We start from the raw sequence: 16,571 nt of genomic DNA on the forward strand, positions 1-16,571 counted from the left end.
GGGGATGGAACGTCATGCTGAGCAACCTGAAGATCCGCACCAAGATCCTGCTGATGCTCGCGGCGGTGCTGACCGGCATGGCGGCGGGCTCCGGCGTGGCGCTGCACAACCTGCGCGCCGCCATCGTCGCGGAGAAGGAGAGCCAGGTCCGCAACATGGTGCAGGCCGCCCTCTCCATCGCCACCTCGTACCAGCAGCGCGCCGCCAAGGGCGAGATGAGCGAGGAGCAGGCCAAGGCCCAGGCCATCGCCACCTTGCGGCCGCTGCGCTACGGACCGCTCAACGACTACGTCTTCGTCTACCAGATGGACGGCACCTCGCTGGTCATCGGCCCGCGCCCGCAGGACGAAGGCAAGCCGCGCATGGACGCGCTGGACGCCGCCGGCAAGCCCTACATCCGCGCCATGATCGAGGCGGCGAAGGCGGGCGGCGGCTTCGTTCCCTACGTGGTGGCGCGCCAGGGCTTCAAGGACCCGCAGCCGAAGCTGTCCTACGCCGCACCCTTCGCGCCGTGGGGCTGGATGCTCGGGACCGGCGTCTACACCGACGACGTGGACGCCGCGTTCTGGACGAACGCGGTGGAGGTCATGGGCATCGGCGCGGTGCTGGTGCTGTTGTCGCTGGTCGCGGCGCAGTTGATCGCCCGCGACATCACGAGGCCGCTGGCCGGCCTGTCCGGCACCATGCGGGCGCTGGCCGAGGGCGACCTGTCGGTCGGCGTGGCGCACGTCGGCCGCGGCGACGAGGTGGGCGCCATGGCCGCCACCCTGCAGACGTTCAAGGACCGCGCCGTCGAGCACCGCCGCCTGCAGGACGAGGCCGATGCCGCCGCCGGCCGCCGCCTCGTCCGCCAGCAGCGGGTGGAGGGACTGTCGAAGGACTTCGACGGGGCCGTGCAGCAGCTGATGCGCGCGGTGCAGGAGGCGTTGGAGAAGCTGACCTCGGCGTCGGGCGAGCTGTCCGCCACCGCGTCGCAGACCCAGGCGCGCAGCGGCGAGGTGTCGGCCGCCACCCAGCAGTCCACCGCCAACGTCGAGACGGTGGCCGCCGCCGCCAGCGAGCTGATCGCCTCCACCGAAGAGATCGACCGGCAGGTCCGCATGGCCGCGGATATCTCCCGCGCCGCCCAGACCCAGGCCGAGGCGGCGAACGCCCGCATCGCCGACCTGTCGGACTCCGGCCGCCGCATCGGCGAGGTGGTGCAGCTCATCACCTCCATCGCTTCGCAGACCAACCTGCTGGCGCTCAACGCCACCATCGAGGCGGCCCGCGCCGGCGAGGCCGGCAAGGGCTTCGCGGTCGTCGCCACCGAGGTGAAGAACCTCGCCAACCAGACGGCGCACGCCACCGAGGAAATCATCCAGCAGATCGCCGCCGTGCAGGACCAGACCGAGGGCGCGGTGTCCGCCATCCGCGAGGTGGCGGAGGTGATCGGCCGCCTCAACGAACTGGCGACCTGCATCGCCGGCGCGGTCGAGCAGCAAGGGGCGGCGACCAGCGAGATCGTCCGCAACGTCGAGGAGGCGGCGCACGGCGCCCGTCAGGTGTCCAACAGCATTGCCGAGGTCAGCGACGGCGCAAGCCGCACCACCGGCATGGCCGGCGTCGTCGCCGCCGCCGCCGACCGGCTGAACGGCGAGAGCCGTTTGCTGCGCAGCGAGGTGGAGCACTTCCTGCGCGCCGTGCAGGAGGCGTGACGCGGCGCTCCGGCGTCGCTATATAGTCCCGAGTGCCTGCGCTGGCCCTCCCGGCCGGCGCGCGGCCGATTCCGGGAGCGTCGCGATGACCCGTTACCTGCGCCTGGGCGTGAACATCGACCACGTGGCAACCGTGCGCAACGCGCGCGGCGGCAAGCATCCCGACCCCGTGCGCGCCGCCCACCTCGCCGCCGAGGCTGGCGCCGACGGCATCACCGCCCACCTGCGCGAGGACCGCCGGCACATCCGCGACGCCGACATCGAGCGCCTGATGGCTGAACTGACGCTGCCGCTCAACCTGGAGATGGCGGCCACCGACGAGATGCTGGCCATCGCGCTGCGGCACCGCCCGCACGCCGTCTGCCTGGTGCCGGAGAAGCGCACCGAGGTGACCACCGAGGGCGGCCTGGACGTCGACGGCGGGCGTGGGCACCTGCAACGCTACATCGCCGAACTGGGCGCCGCCGGCATCCGCGTCTCCCTGTTCATTGACCCAGAGGTGCGCCAGCTGGACGCGGCGCGCGAGCTGGGCGCTCCGGTGGTCGAGCTGCACACCGGCGCCTATTGCGACACCGCGCCGGGCGCCGGGCGCGGGTCGGAGCTGACCCGCCTGGTGCAGGCGGCGGCCCACGCCGAGGCCATCGGGCTGGAGTGCCACGCCGGGCATGGGCTGGACTATGGCACTGTCGGCCCGGTCGCCGCCATCCAGAACATCGTCGAGCTGAACATCGGCCACTTCCTGATCGGCGAGGCGCTGTTCGTCGGCCTGGGCGAGAGCATCCGGGCCATGCGCCGGCGCATGGATGAAGAGCGCCCCGGGGCGGTGCGATGATCCTGGGCATCGGCAACGACCTCACCGACATCCGCCGCGTCGAGCAGACCCTGGAGCGCTTCGGCGACCGTTTCATCGACCGCTGCTTTACGCCGGCCGAGCGCGCCAAGGCGGAGCGCCGGGTTGGCAAGGGCGGCAAGTACGACGCGCGCGCCGGCACCTACGCCAAGCGCTTCGCCGCCAAGGAGGCGTGCGCCAAGGCGCTGGGCACCGGCTTCCGCAACGGCGTGTTCTGGCGCGACATGGGCGTGGTCAACCTGCCCAGCGGCCAGCCCACCATGGCGCTCACCGGCGGCGCGCTGGAGCGGCTGCAGGCGATCACCCCCAAGGGCATGGTCGCCCGCATCCACGTCACGCTGACCGACGAGTACCCGCTGGCCGAAGCCTTCGTCGTCATCAGCGCCGAACCCGAATAACTTACACCGACACGCAGAATCGAGTTCCCATGTCCTTGGTCGAGAAGAAGAAGGATGCCGGCAGCATCGGCGAGACGCTGAAGACGGTGTTCTACGCGGTGCTGATCGCGTTCGGCGTGCGCACCTTCGCCTACGAGCCGTTCAACATCCCCTCGGGCTCGATGATCCCGACGCTGCTGATCGGTGACTACCTGTTCGTGTCGAAGTTCTCGTACGGCTACAGCAAGCACACGGTGGCCTTCGGGCTGCCGCTGTTCGAGGGCCGGATCCTCGGCAAGATTCCGGAGCGAGGCGACGTCGCGGTGTTCAAGCTGCCGCGCGACAACAAGACCGACTACATCAAGCGCGTCATCGGCTTGCCCGGCGACACGGTGCAGATGATCGGCGGCGTGCTGCACATCAACGGCAAGCCGGTGCAGCGCGACCGCATCGAGGACTACGTCGCCAAGGACAGCCTGGGCCGCGAGACCCGCGTGGCGCAGTACATCGAGACGCTGCCGAACGGCAAGAAGCACCGCATCATCGAGGAGACCGACCACGGGGCGCTGGACGACACGCCGCTCTACAAGGTGCCCGAGAACCACCTGTTCATGATGGGCGACAACCGCGACAACTCGCTGGACAGCCGCGTTCCCAGCATGGTCGGCTACGTGCCGGTCGAGAACGTGGTCGGCCGGGCGGAGTTCCTGTTCTTCTCGCTGGAGGACGGCACTCGCTTCTTCGAGGTCTGGCGCTGGCCCTTCGACCTGCGCTTCTCGCGCTTGTTCAGTGGGGTTAATTAGACCCTTTGTTTTTTCGTCATCCCCGCGAAGGCGGGGATCCATAATTTCCAAAGCGGGAAACCGTGGAACCTATGGATCCCCGCCTTCGCGGGGATGACGGTTGTGGGGCGTGTGTTGTTGCCGCCCGACTGTTCGAGGATGTGACGTGACAGAAGACACCACCGAGCCCGAAGGCGGGACCCTTCCAGGCGCAGATGTCGCCGAACTGGCCGCGGCGCTCGGCCACCGTTTCACCGACGTCGGCCTGCTCGCCGACGCGGTGACGCACCCCAGCCTGATGGGGCTGGAACGCTCGGACAAGGGCACCTCGCCCTCGCAGGGGCCCGGCATCGCCTACGAGCGGCTGGAGTTCCTCGGCGACCGGGTGCTCGGCCTGTGCATCGCCGACTGGCTGTTGGAGCGCTTTCCGAACGAGAAGGAAGGGGCGCTCGCCAAGCGGCACGCCGCGCTGGTGCGGCGCGAGGCGCTGGGCGCGGTGGCCGAGGGGCTGGACCTCGGGCGCTACCTGCGCCTGTCGCCGGCCGAGGATTCCGGCGGCGGGCGCGGCAACCGCACCATCCTGGCCGACGCCTGCGAGGCGGCCATCGGCGCGCTCTACCTGGACGGCGGGCTGGAGGCGGCCAAGCGCTTCATCCGCGGCGCCTGGGCCGGGATGATCGACCGCCACCAGCCGCCGCCGCTCGACCCGAAGACGGCGTTGCAGGAATGGGCGCAGGGACGTGGCCGGCCGCTGCCGGTTTACGAGATGATGGACCAGAGCGGCCCGGCGCACGAGCCGGTGTTCCGCGTGCGCGTGACGGTGCAGGGCGAGGAGCCGGCGACGGCCACCGGGTCCTCCAAGCGCGCCGCCGAGAAGCAGGCGGCCAGAGCGCTGCTGCGCCAGTTGGGAGTTGCCGTGCATGATTGACGAGACCGACATCGACGACCTGCCCGATTCCGAAGAGCCCGGGCACGAGCCGGAGAACCCCCGCTGCGGCTTCGTCGCGCTGGTGGGCGCGCCGAACGCCGGCAAGTCGACGCTGCTGAACGCGATGATCGGCGCCAAGGTGTCGATCGTCAGCCCGAAGGTGCAGACCACGCGCTCGCGCGTGCTGGGCATCACCATCGAGGGCGACAGCCAGATCCTCTTCGTCGACACGCCGGGCATCTTCACGCCGAAGAAGCGGCTGGAGCGCGCCATGGTCGCCGCCGCCTGGCAGGGCGCGCACGACGCCGACCTCGTCGGCGTGCTGGTGGACGCGTCGCGCCGCGGCATCGACGACGACACCCGCGGCATCGTCGCGGCGCTGCAGGAGCAGCAGCGCAAGGCGATCCTGGTGCTCAACAAGATCGACCTGGTGAAGCACCGCGAGAACCTGCTGGGCCTCACCGCCGAGCTGAACGACGCGGGCATCTTCACCGACACCTTCATGGTGTCGGCGGCCACCGGCGACGGCGTGCAGGACCTGCGCAAGTTCCTCGCCGAGCGCCTGCCGGAGGGGCCGTGGCTGTACCCGGAGGACCAGATCTCCGACATGCCGATGCGCCTGCTGGCCGCCGAGGTGACGCGCGAGAAGCTGTTCCTCCAGCTGCACCAGGAGCTGCCCTACGCCGCCACGGTCGAGACCGAGGAGTGGGAGGAGTTCGAGGACGGCTCGGTGAAGATCCGGCAGGTCGTCTACGTGCAGCGCGAGAGCCAGAAGGCCATCGTGCTGGGCAAGGGCGGGGCACGCATTAAGCAGATCGGCCTCGCCGCCCGCACCGAGCTGGAGGCGTTCCTGGAGCGCCGCGTCCACCTGATGCTGTTCGTCAAGGTCCGCGAGAACTGGACTGAGGATCCCGAGCGCTACAGCGTCTGGGGCCTCGACTTCGAACAGAAATAGTCACGACGCCCCGCGCGCAAGGTCGAGCACGGCGTCGCGCGCCGGGCGCGGCGGGCGGTCGCGGTCGGCGCCGCGGCGGCTGCGGTAGGTGCGCACGGCGATGGTGATCCAGGTGGCGTGGAACAGCACGCCGCACAGGATCACCACCGCGCCCGGCACCGGGCCGATGGTGGCGCGCGCCCACAGCTGGTCCAGCGTGGCGATCGGCGTCGGGTGGATCAGCAGCTTGCCCGCGTAGGCCGCCACCTGGATGCCGAAGATCCAGCCGTAGTTGCGGCGCAGCCGCCGCCCGGCGGCCTCCATCAGCGTGATGTGCAGGGCCGGCGTGCGGTAGTCCTGGTGCAGCACCGTGTTCCAGCCATTGTCCAGCCGCACCCCCTGGCCGAGCAGGATCGGGCCGAAGAAGTGCACCTCCAGGATGTGCGCGCGGATCCGCCAGAAATCGAAGAAGCGGTAGCGCCGCGCCTCGATCATCAGGAACACCGCGACCAGCAGCCCGACCAGCACCAGCGGCAGCGGAGAGGCGTCGGCGCTGGAGAAGGACAGCGACAGCGCCAAACCGGTGGTGACCACCGCCCAGTTGGTGGTGGCGTCGAGCCGGGTGCGCCAGACCGTGCTGCGGTACAGCTCGCCCCGGTAGAGGTGGGCCAGCGCGCTGATGTCCGCCGAGCCCAGTGTCGGCGGCGTGGATCGGATCTCGTCCATCGGGCGTCCCTCCTGCGGGCCACACGCGGGCCCTTGCCAAGGAGAGTGTGGTCGGAAGGGGGGCGGGGCAATCGGGGAGGGGCAAACCGGTGGCTACCGCCCTTCCGCCGCCTGCACCTCGGCCGCCTTCAGCACCAGGGCGCCGAGCGGCGGCAGGGCGACGCGGCCCTCGACCGCCATCGTCCCGCTGCCCAGCAGGTCCTCCGCCCGCCCGCGCAGCGGCACGGCGACGTCCACCGGCGCGTCGGAGACGTTCAGCAGCACCAGCAGCCCGCCGCGCCGGTAGGCCAGAACCCGGTCGTCGGCGTCGGTCTCCACGAGGCGGAAGTCGCCGCGGCGCAGCTCCGCGCGGTCGCGGCGCAGCGCGATCAGGCGGGTGTAGTGGGCGGTCAGCCCGTGCGGATCCCCCCAGGACAGCGCGCGCTGGGCGCCGTAGGGCTCGTATTCGGCGCCGACCTCGTCGCCGGCGTAGACGCCGGGCAGGCCGGGCAGGGTCAGCAGCAGCGTCGCGGCGAGCCGCGCCCGCGCCACCCCGTGCCGGGTGACGAAGCGCGCGCCGGTGTCGTTGTTGTTGAGGAAGCGGAAGACCGGCGTCCGCCCGTCCCAGGCCGCCAGCGCGGCGCGCAGCTTCGCCGACGTCTGCGCCGGGTCGTCGAAGGCGTCGTGCCACGCCCATTGCCCGAGCGTGTCGGTCCAGTCGTAGGCGGCGTCGAAGCCGTGCTCGACGTACCAGGGATCGCGCGCCGAGGATTCGGCGAGCAGCAGCACGTCGGGGTCGAGGCGCTTGATCTCCTCGCGCAGGCGCGGCCAGAACTCGGGCGCGCGCTCGCGCACCGCCCAGCTGGCGTCCACCCGGAAGCCGTCGATCCCCACCGCGCGCACCCAGTGCGCAAACGCCTCGGTCATGTAGCGCTGCACCTCGGGGTGGTCGTAGTTGAGGTTCTTCAGGTTGCTCCAGTCGAAATAGTGGGTGACGCCGCCGTCCGGCCCGCGGTCGAAGAAGCCGTGATAGGGCGACTCCGCCCCCCGCGCCGCGGCGTCGGCGAAGTAGGGGTGCTGCTCGGCCAGATGGTTGGGCACCACGTCCATCAGCACGCGCAGGCCCCGCGCGTGCGCCGCCCGCACCAGCTCCTTGAGGTCGGCCTCGCTGCCGTAGCGGGCGCGCACGGCGAAATGGTCGGTGACGGCGTAGCCGAAATCCTGCCCCGGTGCGCCGGTGACGGGCGACAGCCACAGCGTGTTGACGCCCAGCGCGGCGATGGCGTCCAGCCGCGCCGTCACGTCCGGCAGCCCGCGCGGCCCGAACAGCCAGGGCACGACGCCGTACACCACCGCGTCCGCCGTCCACTCCGGCGCCGCGCGCCGCAGATCGACGGCGACCGGCCGGCCGTCCTCGACCCGGAAGATCCCCGCCGCCGTGTCCGCGCGCCCCAGCGCGTCGGTGACCGTCAGCTTCACCCGGTAGGTGCCGTCCGCGGTCGGCGTCCGCAGCGCGAGGCGCCGCGCCCCGCTGCCCGCCACCGGCGCGCCGTCCGCGGCGACCAGCGGCGCCGGGTTGCCGGGCGCCTCGCTCCAGACCACGCGGGCGAGCGGGGCGGGGCGGCCGGGGGCGGTCTCGCTGCGACCGGCGTCCAGCACCAGCCCGTCGTGGGTGACCGAGGCGCGCACCCACGCCTTGGGCGCGTCGGCGAGGCGCACCGTCCAGCGCTGCTCCGCCGCCGCCCACTCGGCGCCGTCGGCGCGGCACACCGCGCGCACGGCGTTGGCGCCGGCGCGCAGGCGGACGAGCGCCGTGAAGCGGTCGCCGTCGCGCTCCGCCGGCACGGTGCCGCCGGGCGCCTCGACCAGCACCTCGTCGCAGGCGCCGGGCTCGGCGGTGCCCTCGACGACCTTGGCGAAGCCCCAGGCGTCGCCGCCGTCGGTGGCGAGCGCAAACGGCCCGGCGTGCGCCGGCAGGGCCAGGAGGAGGGAGGCGGCGAAGGCGCCGGCACGCGTGAACCGGCGGGCGGGGATGGGCATGGAGGACGCTCCGCGCTGGGGCAGGGAGCGGCCACGGTCGTGGATTATGGTTAACGAAAGCTTGCCGCTGTGCCGCGGCGGGGGTGCGGAGGCCGGAATGGAACAGAGTGGAACACTGTGGAACAGTGTGCAGAGGCTGTTCACTTCACACGGTCCGGCGCGGGGCTCCTGGGGTGGAATGGGATCGTCATCCTAGCGCGATCGGCGTGCGAACGCAACGGGAACGATCGGCGCGGCGGCGCGGCCGGCGTGTCGCGGAAGACGTCGGCCTAACGACGCGCTTCCGTCGCCATGCGGATGGCGAGCCCGGCCAGGACCGTGCCCATCAGCCAGCGTTGCACGAGCAACCATGCGGGGCGGCCGGCGAGGAACACGGTGATGGATCCCGCCGCGACGATGAGCAGGAGATTGACCGTCACGCTCACGGCGATCTGAACGGAGCCGAGGACCAGGGATTGGGTCAGAACGTCGCCGTGCGCCGGGTCGATGAACTGCGGCAGCAGGGACAGGTAGAGCATCGCGATCTTGGGATTGAGCAGGTTCGTGACGCACCCCATCACGAACAGCTTGCGGGGGCTGTCGACCGGCAGGTCGCGCACCTGGAACGGAGAGCGCCCTCCGGGCTTCACGGCCTGCCACGCGAGATAGAGGAGGTAGGCGGCTCCGGCCAGGCGCAAGGCGTCGTACGCGTAGGGCACCGCGAACACCAGCGCCGTGATGCCGAGGGCGGAACAGAACATATAGAACACGAAGCCGAGCGCTACGCCGCCCAGCGAGATCACCCCCGCCGCACGCCCCTGGCAGATCGAGCGGGAAATCAGATAGACCATGTTGGGGCCGGGGGTCAGGACCATGCCCAGGGCCACGAGGGCGAAGGCGAGAATCGTCGTCGAGGTCGGCATGGGACCGCCATCCGGTGTGTCCGTAAGGGATCTCACCATACCGGCAGCCGAACAAAACGGACAGGGCGTTGCGAAACGGTCCCCTGGAAGGCAATGGCTGGTGGCGTTTCCGCCATAATAGCGAAAATTCGCGGCGTTGGTGACGAACCGCTCGTTGGAGTCCGGGGTTCTGTCTTAAGACGATCTGGTGCGCAGCCGGCCCTCGTAGTCACGCTTACCGAGCGGCACGCCTTGCGAGCGCAGGATGTCGTATGCGGTGACAGCGTGGAAATGGAAGTTTGGCAGCGAGAAGGAGAGAATGAAGGTTTCCGACGTGAAGGCAAGTGTTCGCGGGCCGATGTGAAGGTTCAGGTTCCTGCCCGCGCACTCATCGATCTCGTCGGGAGTGAACGCCTCCAGTGCCCTTTCCGCCTTGCCGATCATGGCCTGCAGGTCAGCAAGGGGAACAGGGCCGACCAGGGCGGGAGGGGTGAACGCGCCGGTTTTCAGGGCCTCCACCCCCCACACCGAATGATGCCATGCCGCTTCGATTTGAAAATGGAAGGGCGCCATGTCGTGGAAGAGGCGGGTGTTCACGACGTTGTCGGGATCGACCCCGGTGTTCGAGAAATGCGTGGCCGCACGGCCGAGAAAGCCTCCGATGGATCTTATGGTCTGCAGGAAGGTCGGCACGCTGAGGTCATAGAGTGATATCGACATCGGCTTCCTCTCGCGAGCGGATCAAATGTCCGCATTCAGCATGTGACGTAACGGCTGCGGCGGCAAGAACCGGCGCGCTCATCGACTGGCGGTCTTCCCCCTCGCGTGGAACCCTGATTCAAGGTGGGCATGAGCCGATATGACCTGACCGACGTCGAGTGGCGCTTGATCGAGCCGCTCTTGCCCAACAAGCCGCGTTTGGCGCTTGCCGATGCGAGAGCATTCCCGATTTCCGAGCGCGCTGAATCACCTTGAAGACGTGTCTGGCCTGTCCTACCTGAGGGGCGCGCTTCCGTGGGGACGGCCCCACACCGTTATGGAAGCATCGGTTGGGACGACCCGGCCTGAGCCAAGGGAGGCTCTTATGGCTTGGATCGTTCTGTTTGTCGCCGGCCTGCTCGAAATCGGCTGGGCCGTTGGCCTCAAACACACCGAAGGCTTTACCCGTCTCGTTCCCTCCTTGCTGACAGCCGCTTCAATGGTGGCGAGTCTTGGCCTGCTCGGGTTTGCGCTCAAGACGCTGCCCTTGGGGACCGCCTACGCGGTGTGGACTGGCATCGGCACAATCGGCACCGCCGTTCTTGGCATCCTGCTCCACGGGGAGCCGGCGACCGTCCTTCGGCTGGTCTGCATCGCCTTCATCGTTGCCGGGATCGTCGGGTTGAAATTGGCGCAGTGATTGCGACCGGCCCTGACGGCTCCGTTCCGCTCAGACATGTGTTCGTCGTCGCCTTGCCCCCTCTCCCCAACCCCTCCCCTCAAGAGGGGAGGGGCTTCACGGCGAAACGGAAGCCGCGCTACGCCACCCCCAACTCCACGCTTTCCCCCACCAGCCGCGCCTCGGCCTCCTCGGCCGGCTCCGGGCGGGCCCAGAGGTAGCCCTGGCCGTAGGTGCAGACGATGTCGCGCAGGAACTCCGCCTCGGTCTCGGTCTCCACGCCCTCGGCCACCACGTCCATGTTGAGGATCGCCGCCAGCGTGGTGATGACCTGGACGATGGCGGCGCTGCTCTCGCCCTTGGAGATGGCGGAGACGAAGGTGCGGTCGATCTTCAGCGTGTCGGCCGGGAATTTCTGCAGGTACGCCAGCGACGAATAGCCGGTGCCGAAATCGTCGATGCTCAGCCGCACGTCGAGGTCGCGGATCGCCCGCATCAGCTCGCGGCACTTCTCCGGGTCCTGCATCAGCAGGCTCTCGGTGATCTCCAGCTTCAGCGAGGAGGGCGGGATGCGGTGCTCGGCCAGCACCGCCTCGACCAGGCCCAGCAGGTCGTCGTCGCGGAACTGCTGGGAGGAGACGTTGACGCTCATGAACAGCGGCTTGCGCCGCGGGAAGCGGTCCTGCCACGCGGCCAGCTGGCGCACCGCCTCCTGCAGGGCCCAGCGGCCCATCGGCACGATCAGGCCGCACTCCTCGGCCAGCGGGATGAACTCGGCGGGCGACACGAGGCCGCGCTTCGGGTGGCGCCAGCGCATCAGCGCCTCGAACCCGGCGATGCGGCCGGTCAGCACGCTGACGATGGGCTGGTAGAACAGGCAGAGCTGGCCGCGCTCCACCGCCGTGCGCAGGTCGGCCTCGGTGCGCATCTGCGACATCGCCTGCCGGCGCAGCGTGGAGTCGAAGACGTCCACCCGGTTGCGGCCGTTCTGCTTGGCCCGGTACACCGCGAGGCCGGCGTCGCGCAGCATGTCCTCCGGCCGGTCGTAGCCGGTGGCGCTCAGCGCCACGCCGATGGAGGCGGTCAGCACCACCGCGTGGTCGTCCAGGGGCACCGGCTCCGCCACGATGGCGGCGATGCGCCGCGCCGCGCTCAGCGCGTCGCCGACGTCGTCCACATCGTTCAGCAGCAGCGCGAACTCGTCCGCCGACAGCCGCGCCAGCGTGTCGCCCATGCGCCGGCTGTCCTCCAGCCGCTGCGCCATGGTGCGCAGGATCAGGTCGCCGACCGCCGGGCCCTTGGTGTCGTTGATCCCCTTGAACCGGTCGAGGTCGATCAGCAGCAGCGCGAAGTGCTTGCCCCGCGCCCGCCGGTGGCGGTCGAGCGCCAGCCCGGTGCGGTCGAGCAGCAGCGTGCGGTTGGGCAGCCCGGTCATGCCGTCGTGCACCGCGTCGAACAGCAGTTGCTGCTCCGCCTTCTTGCGCGCCGTGATGTCGGTCATCGAGCCGGCGAGGCGCACCGGCTGCCCGCTGTCGTCGCGCACCGCCAGGCCGCGCGCCAGCATCCACAGCACCGAGCCGTCGGCGGCGTGCATGCGGAACTCGTGCTGCAGGTTCTCGCGCTCGCCGGACAGGTGCAGGTCCAGCGCCGCGCGCAGGCCGTCCACGTCCTCCTGGTGGACGCGGGAGAACCACTCGCAGCTGGCCGTGCCGATCTGGTCCTCGGCGTAGCCCAGCATCGCCTTCCAGCGCGGCGAGTAGTAGACCTCGTCCTGATCCAGCCGCCAGTCCCACAGCCCGTCGTTGGCGCCCTGCGCGGCCAGCGCGTAGCGCTCCTCGCTGAGGCGCAGCTGCTGCTCGGCCAGCTTGCGGTCGGTGACGTCGGCCTGGCTGCCGACGATGCGCACGGGGGTGCCGGCGGCGTCCTTCACCGCGATGCCGCGGCACGACATCCAGCGTTCCTTGTCCCGGGCGTCGCGCATCCGGTACTCGATCTGGAACGGCCTGCCGTCGCCGCCGGCGCCGTCCAGCGCGGCGGTCAGCCAGATCAGGTCCTCCTCGTGCACGCGGCCCAGCCACTCCTGCGGGTCGTCGCCGACGGCGTGCTCCTCGAAGCCCAGCATCGCCGTCCAGCGCGGCGCGTAGTAGACGCGGCCCGTCGTCAGGTCCCAGTCGTACAGGCCGTCGTTGCTGGCGGCGGCGGCCAGCGCGTAGCGCTCCTCGCTGCGGCGGAGCTGGAGTTCGGCCAGCTTGCGCTCGGTGACGTCGGCGACCGAGCCGACGAGGCGCACCGGCTGCTGCGATTCGTCGCACACCGCCATGCCGCGGCAGACCAGCCAGCGCCAGTCATCGGAGACGTGCGGGCGGACGCGGTGCTCGATGTGGAAGGGCAGGGCGACGCCGCCGCGCTGGCCCTCCAGCGCCGCCTGCAGCCAGTCGAGATCCTCGGGGTGCACGCGCTCCAGCCAGTCGTCCGGCGGACCCGGCGATTCGGAGGGCGGCAGGCCGAGGAACGCGCGGAATCGCGGCGACAGATACAGCGTGCCGGCGCGCAGGTCCCAGTCCCACACGCCTTCGGTGCCGGCTTTCTCGGCAAGCAGGTATCGGTCGGCGGGACTGGTCAACACCCTTGAGCCTTTTGTACGATCTCTCTCCATCCATTGCCGCCCAGATCGCGGCAAATTGCAACTGCCATGACACGGAACCGGGCGTGCCGCGCAGCCTGAGGTGCCGGGGGTGCATCCGCGGCGCGGATGTACTATTTTCGTTCCATGGAATGGACCGACCAGGGCATCGTGCTGTCGACCCGTCCGCACGGCGAGAGCGCGGCGGTGGTGACTCTGCTGGCGCGCGAGCACGGGCGCCACGCGGGACTCGTCATGGGCGGCCGGTCCTCGCGCCAGCGCGGCCACACCGAGCCGGGAAGCGTCGTCGCCGCGCGCTGGCGCGGCCGGCTGGCCGAGCACCTGGGAAATTACGTGCTGGAACCGCTGCGCGGCTACGCCGCCGGGCTGCTCGACGACCCGCCGCGGCTGGCGGCGCTCGCCTCCGCCTGCGCCCTGGCCGAGGCGGCGCTGCCCGAGCACGAACCGCACCCGGCGCTCTACGACGGCCTGTGCGCCCTGTTCGAGGTGCTGGACGGCGCCACCGCCTGGGCCGAGGCCCCCTGGGCTGAAGCCTATGTGCGCTGGGAGGTCGGGCTGCTGGCCGAACTGGGCTTCGGGCTGGACCTGGAGCGTTGCGCGGTGACCGGCGCGGTGTCGGGCAACGAGTACCTAGCCTTCGTCAGCCCGCGCACCGGGCGGGCGGTGTCGATCTCCGCCGGCGAGCCCTACCGCGACCGCCTGCTGGCGCTGCCGGGCTTCCTGATCGGGCGCGGGCAGGGCGGGACGGAGGAGGTGGCGGCGGGGCTGCGGCTGACCGGGCACTTCCTGGAACGCCATGTTCTCAACGCCCCGCTGCCGCCGGCGCGGGAGCGGCTGGCGGCGCGCCTGATGAGAACGTAACGAGAACAAAACCCGCTGGATTTTCTCCCCAAATCTGGTAGGTTGCCGGCATGAAGACCCCAGTGCCTGCATCCGACATCATCGACAAGCCGCTCGAGCAAGCGCTCTCCGAGCGGTATCTGAGCTACGCGCTCTCCACCATCATGGCGCGCTCGCTGCCCGACGTGCGCGACGGGCTGAAGCCGGTGCACCGGCGCCTGCTCTACGCCATGAACGAGCTGCGGCTGAACCCCGAGACGCCGCCCAAGAAGTCGGCCCGCGTCGTCGGCGACGTGATCGGCAAGTACCACCCGCACGGCGACACCGCGGTGTACGACGCGCTGGTCCGGCTGGCGCAGGACTTCGCGGTGCGCTACCGGCTGATCGACGGGCAGGGCAACTTCGGCAACATCGACGGCGACAACGCCGCGGCCATGCGATACACCGAGGCGCGCCTGACCGATGTCGCCAAGGCGCTGCTGGAGGGCATCGACGAGGACGCGGTCGACTTCCGCGCCACCTACGACGGCGACGGCGAGGAGCCGGCGGTGCTGCCGGCCAACTTCCCCAACCTGCTCGCCAACGGCTCCAGCGGCATCGCCGTGGGCATGGCGACCAACATCCCGCCGCACAACGTCGGCGAGATCTGCGCGGCGCTGCGCCTCGTGCTCAAGCACCGGCAGGACCGGGTGAAGGCGTTCATCGCCGGCAAGGAGATGCCGGCGCCGCCGAAGATCGAGGACCTCGTCTCGCTGATGTCGGGCCCGGACTTCCCGACCGGCGGCGTGCTGGTCGAGCCGCGCGCCACGGTGATCGAGACCTACCGCACCGGCCGCGGCTCGTTCCGCCTGCGCGCCAAGTGGCACAAGGAGCCGCTGGCCCAGGGCACCTGGCAGATCGTCGTCACCGAGATCCCCTACCAGGTCCAGAAGGCGCGGCTGGTCGAGAAGATCGCCGAGCTGCTGACCAACCGGAAGCTGGTGCTGCTGGAGGACGTGCGCGACGAGTCGGCCGAGGACATCCGCCTCGTCCTGGTGCCGAAGAGCCGCAACGTGGATCCCGAGGTCCTCATGGCCTCGCTGTTCCAGGCCACCGACCTGGAAACCCGCTTCGCCATGAACATGAACGTGCTGGACAAGGACAACGTCCCGCGCGTCATGAACCTGCTGGAGGTGCTGGACGCCTTCCTCGACCACCGGCACGAGGTGCTGGTGCGCCGCTCGCGGCATCGCCTCGCCAAGATCGACCACCGGCTGGAGGTGCTGGGCGGCACCCTGATCGCCTACCTGAACCTCGACGAGGTGATCCGCATCATCCGCGAGGAGGACGAGCCGAAGGTCCAGCTGATGAAGGCCTTCGAGCTGACCGAGGTGCAGGCCAACGCCATCCTCGACATGCGCCTGCGCAACCTGCGCAAGCTGGAGGAGATGGAGATCCGCAAGGAGCACGCCGCGCTGTCGGCGGAGAAGGCGGAGATCCAGGAGCTGCTCGGCGACGAATCCCTGCGCTGGAAGCGGCTGGGCAAGGAGCTGGAGGAGACGCGCAAGCGCTTCGGCGACGACCGCCGCACCCAGATCACCGACGCGCCGCTGGTCATCGACATCCCGCTGGAGGCGATGGTCGAGCGCGAGCCGCTGACCGTGCTGTGCTCGCAGATGGGCTGGATCCGCGCCGTGCGCGGCCACATGAACGAGACCGAGGTCGCCGACGTCAAGTACAAGGAAGGCGACGCCGCCCGCTTCGCCATCCATTGCGAGACGACGGACAAGCTGCTGGTCTTCGCCTCCAACGGCAAGTTCTTCACGCTGGGCGCCGACAAGCTGCCGCGTGGCCGCGGCTTCGGCGAGCCGGTGCGCCTCATGATCGACCTCGGCAACGACACCGAGATCGTCGCGCTGTTCAAGCACCAGCCGGACCGCCGCCTGATCGTCGCCAGCGAGGACGGCCGCGGCTTCCAGGTGGAGGAGGGCGAGGTGATCGCCCAGACCCGCGCCGGCAAGCAGATCCTGACGCTGGAGTCGGGCAAGGCGGCGAAGATCTGCGTCTTCGTCGGGGCCGGGGACGACCAGGTGGCGGTGATCGGCAACAACCGAAAGCTGCTGGTCTTCGCGCTGGAGGAGCTGCCGGTGATGAGCCGCGGCAAGGGCCTGCACCTGCAGAAGTACAAGGACGCCAGCCTGTCCGACCTGAAGACCTTCAAGGCGGCGGACGGCCTGACCTGGAACCTCGGCGACCGGGTGCGCACCGAGACGGACATGCGGCCGTGGCAGGCGAACCGGGCCGGGGTGGGCAAGTTCCCGCCCAACGGCTTCCCGAAGAACAACCGGTTCTCGTAAGGGCTTCGGAACCGCGTCGCGTCGCAGATGGCCGGGCTCGTTCCCGGCCATTTCTTTTTCCGCCACGGCCGGCGTGTCGTCGCTGTCCCCGACATTGCGGAAAACCGCAATCCCCACGCTTCCCCGAAAATGGTACTACCGAGCCATGCTCCGGCTTGATACCAGCCATGGGTATACGG

At 70.1% G+C, this 16,571-nt stretch carries 14 protein-coding genes; 9 read left to right on the forward strand and 5 right to left on the reverse strand.

Annotated elements, in window-relative coordinates:
* Positions 1 to 14 precede the first annotated feature (14 nt).
* The 6 genes from ACRWK7_RS27020 (at position 15) to era (ending at position 5,589) form a co-directional block, all read left to right on the forward strand.
* Positions 15 to 1,697 carry a methyl-accepting chemotaxis protein gene (locus ACRWK7_RS27020; RefSeq protein ID WP_431859592.1) on the forward strand — a complete coding sequence of 561 codons (1,683 nt, stop codon included), beginning with the start codon at positions 15 to 17 and terminating at the stop codon, positions 1,695 to 1,697.
* Positions 1,698 to 1,782: 85 nt separating this feature from the next.
* Positions 1,783 to 2,529: a pyridoxine 5'-phosphate synthase gene (locus ACRWK7_RS27025; RefSeq protein ID WP_431859594.1), complete on the forward strand. Its 747-nt coding sequence runs from the start codon at positions 1,783 to 1,785 to the stop codon at positions 2,527 to 2,529.
* On the forward strand, positions 2,526 to 2,945 hold the full coding sequence (gene acpS, locus ACRWK7_RS27030; protein ID WP_431859597.1) for a holo-ACP synthase: 420 nt from the start codon (positions 2,526 to 2,528) through the stop codon (positions 2,943 to 2,945). The genes ACRWK7_RS27025 and acpS overlap by 4 nt, the downstream gene beginning before the upstream one ends.
* 29 nt (positions 2,946 to 2,974) lie before the next feature.
* Positions 2,975 to 3,727, forward strand: a complete 753-nt coding sequence (gene lepB, locus ACRWK7_RS27035; protein ID WP_431859599.1) for a signal peptidase I — start codon at positions 2,975 to 2,977, stop codon at positions 3,725 to 3,727.
* Positions 3,728 to 3,872: 145 nt separating this feature from the next.
* The gene (gene rnc, locus ACRWK7_RS27040) at positions 3,873 to 4,634 is read left to right on the forward strand and encodes a ribonuclease III (protein WP_431859601.1); all 762 of its coding nucleotides are present in this window, start codon (positions 3,873 to 3,875) and stop codon (positions 4,632 to 4,634) included.
* Entirely contained in the window at positions 4,627 to 5,589 is a 963-nt protein-coding gene (gene era / locus ACRWK7_RS27045) for a GTPase Era (protein WP_431859603.1), read from the forward strand. Before rnc ends, era begins: the two co-directional genes overlap by 8 nt.
* Here the strand turns inward: era and ACRWK7_RS27050 are convergent, their stop codons facing one another.
* The 4 genes from ACRWK7_RS27050 to ACRWK7_RS27065 all read right to left on the reverse strand — a co-directional run bounded on the left by ACRWK7_RS27050 (position 5,590) and on the right by ACRWK7_RS27065 (position 9,914).
* Positions 5,590 to 6,294 carry a DUF2270 domain-containing protein gene (locus ACRWK7_RS27050; protein WP_431859605.1) on the reverse strand — a complete coding sequence of 235 codons (705 nt, stop codon included), beginning with the start codon at positions 6,292 to 6,294 and terminating at the stop codon, positions 5,590 to 5,592.
* A gap of 93 nt (positions 6,295 to 6,387) precedes the next feature.
* Positions 6,388 to 8,313 carry an alpha-amylase family glycosyl hydrolase gene (locus ACRWK7_RS27055; protein ID WP_431859607.1) on the reverse strand — a complete coding sequence of 642 codons (1,926 nt, stop codon included), beginning with the start codon at positions 8,311 to 8,313 and terminating at the stop codon, positions 6,388 to 6,390.
* A 269-nt stretch (positions 8,314 to 8,582) separates the two neighbouring features.
* Positions 8,583 to 9,215 (reverse strand): LysE family translocator, encoded by a 633-nt coding sequence (locus tag ACRWK7_RS27060; protein ID WP_431859609.1) that lies wholly within the window; start codon positions 9,213 to 9,215, stop codon positions 8,583 to 8,585.
* A 174-nt stretch (positions 9,216 to 9,389) separates the two neighbouring features.
* Positions 9,390 to 9,914, reverse strand: coding sequence for a DUF1993 domain-containing protein (locus ACRWK7_RS27065; RefSeq protein WP_431859610.1), 525 nt, complete (start codon positions 9,912 to 9,914; stop codon positions 9,390 to 9,392).
* A gap of 364 nt (positions 9,915 to 10,278) precedes the next feature.
* On the opposite strand from ACRWK7_RS27065, the gene sugE reads away from it, so the two are divergent.
* Positions 10,279 to 10,593 (forward strand): quaternary ammonium compound efflux SMR transporter SugE, encoded by a 315-nt coding sequence (gene sugE / locus ACRWK7_RS27070; RefSeq protein WP_431859612.1) that lies wholly within the window; start codon positions 10,279 to 10,281, stop codon positions 10,591 to 10,593.
* A 118-nt stretch (positions 10,594 to 10,711) separates the two neighbouring features.
* On the opposite strand, the gene ACRWK7_RS27075 is transcribed toward sugE, so the two are convergent.
* Positions 10,712 to 13,198, reverse strand: a complete 2,487-nt coding sequence (locus tag ACRWK7_RS27075; RefSeq protein ID WP_431859613.1) for a sensor domain-containing protein — start codon at positions 13,196 to 13,198, stop codon at positions 10,712 to 10,714.
* Positions 13,199 to 13,342: 144 nt separating this feature from the next.
* Here ACRWK7_RS27075 and recO point away from each other — a divergent pair, with 144 nt between their 5' ends.
* Together recO and parC are read left to right on the forward strand one after the other, a co-directional pair.
* A complete protein-coding gene (gene recO / locus ACRWK7_RS27080; RefSeq protein WP_431859615.1) occupies positions 13,343 to 14,077 on the forward strand; it encodes a DNA repair protein RecO in 735 nt (244 codons plus the stop codon).
* Positions 14,078 to 14,127: 50 nt separating this feature from the next.
* Entirely contained in the window at positions 14,128 to 16,392 is a 2,265-nt protein-coding gene (gene parC / locus ACRWK7_RS27085) for a DNA topoisomerase IV subunit A (RefSeq protein WP_431859617.1), read from the forward strand.
* Positions 16,393 to 16,571 lie beyond the last annotated feature (179 nt).

Source organism: Azospirillum sp., assembly GCF_050789165.1.

Excerpts from the sequence above, each read along its gene's own strand:
- ACRWK7_RS27020 (WP_431859592.1), top strand. The coding sequence starts at position 15 with ATGCTGAGCAACCTGAAGATCCGCACCAAGATCCTGCTGATGCTCGCG.
- ACRWK7_RS27025 (WP_431859594.1), top strand. The coding sequence starts at position 1,783 with ATGACCCGTTACCTGCGCCTGGGCGTGAACATCGACCACGTGGCAACC.
- acpS (WP_431859597.1), top strand. The coding sequence starts at position 2,526 with ATGATCCTGGGCATCGGCAACGACCTCACCGACATCCGCCGCGTCGAG.
- lepB (WP_431859599.1), top strand. The coding sequence starts at position 2,975 with ATGTCCTTGGTCGAGAAGAAGAAGGATGCCGGCAGCATCGGCGAGACG.
- era (WP_431859603.1), top strand. The coding sequence starts at position 4,627 with ATGATTGACGAGACCGACATCGACGACCTGCCCGATTCCGAAGAGCCC.
- ACRWK7_RS27050 (WP_431859605.1), bottom strand. The coding sequence starts at position 6,294 with ATGGACGAGATCCGATCCACGCCGCCGACACTGGGCTCGGCGGACATC.
- ACRWK7_RS27055 (WP_431859607.1), bottom strand. The coding sequence starts at position 8,313 with ATGCCCATCCCCGCCCGCCGGTTCACGCGTGCCGGCGCCTTCGCCGCC.
- ACRWK7_RS27060 (WP_431859609.1), bottom strand. The coding sequence starts at position 9,215 with ATGCCGACCTCGACGACGATTCTCGCCTTCGCCCTCGTGGCCCTGGGC.
- ACRWK7_RS27065 (WP_431859610.1), bottom strand. The coding sequence starts at position 9,914 with ATGTCGATATCACTCTATGACCTCAGCGTGCCGACCTTCCTGCAGACC.
- sugE (WP_431859612.1), top strand. The coding sequence starts at position 10,279 with ATGGCTTGGATCGTTCTGTTTGTCGCCGGCCTGCTCGAAATCGGCTGG.
- recO (WP_431859615.1), top strand. The coding sequence starts at position 13,343 with ATGGAATGGACCGACCAGGGCATCGTGCTGTCGACCCGTCCGCACGGC.
- parC (WP_431859617.1), top strand. The coding sequence starts at position 14,128 with ATGAAGACCCCAGTGCCTGCATCCGACATCATCGACAAGCCGCTCGAG.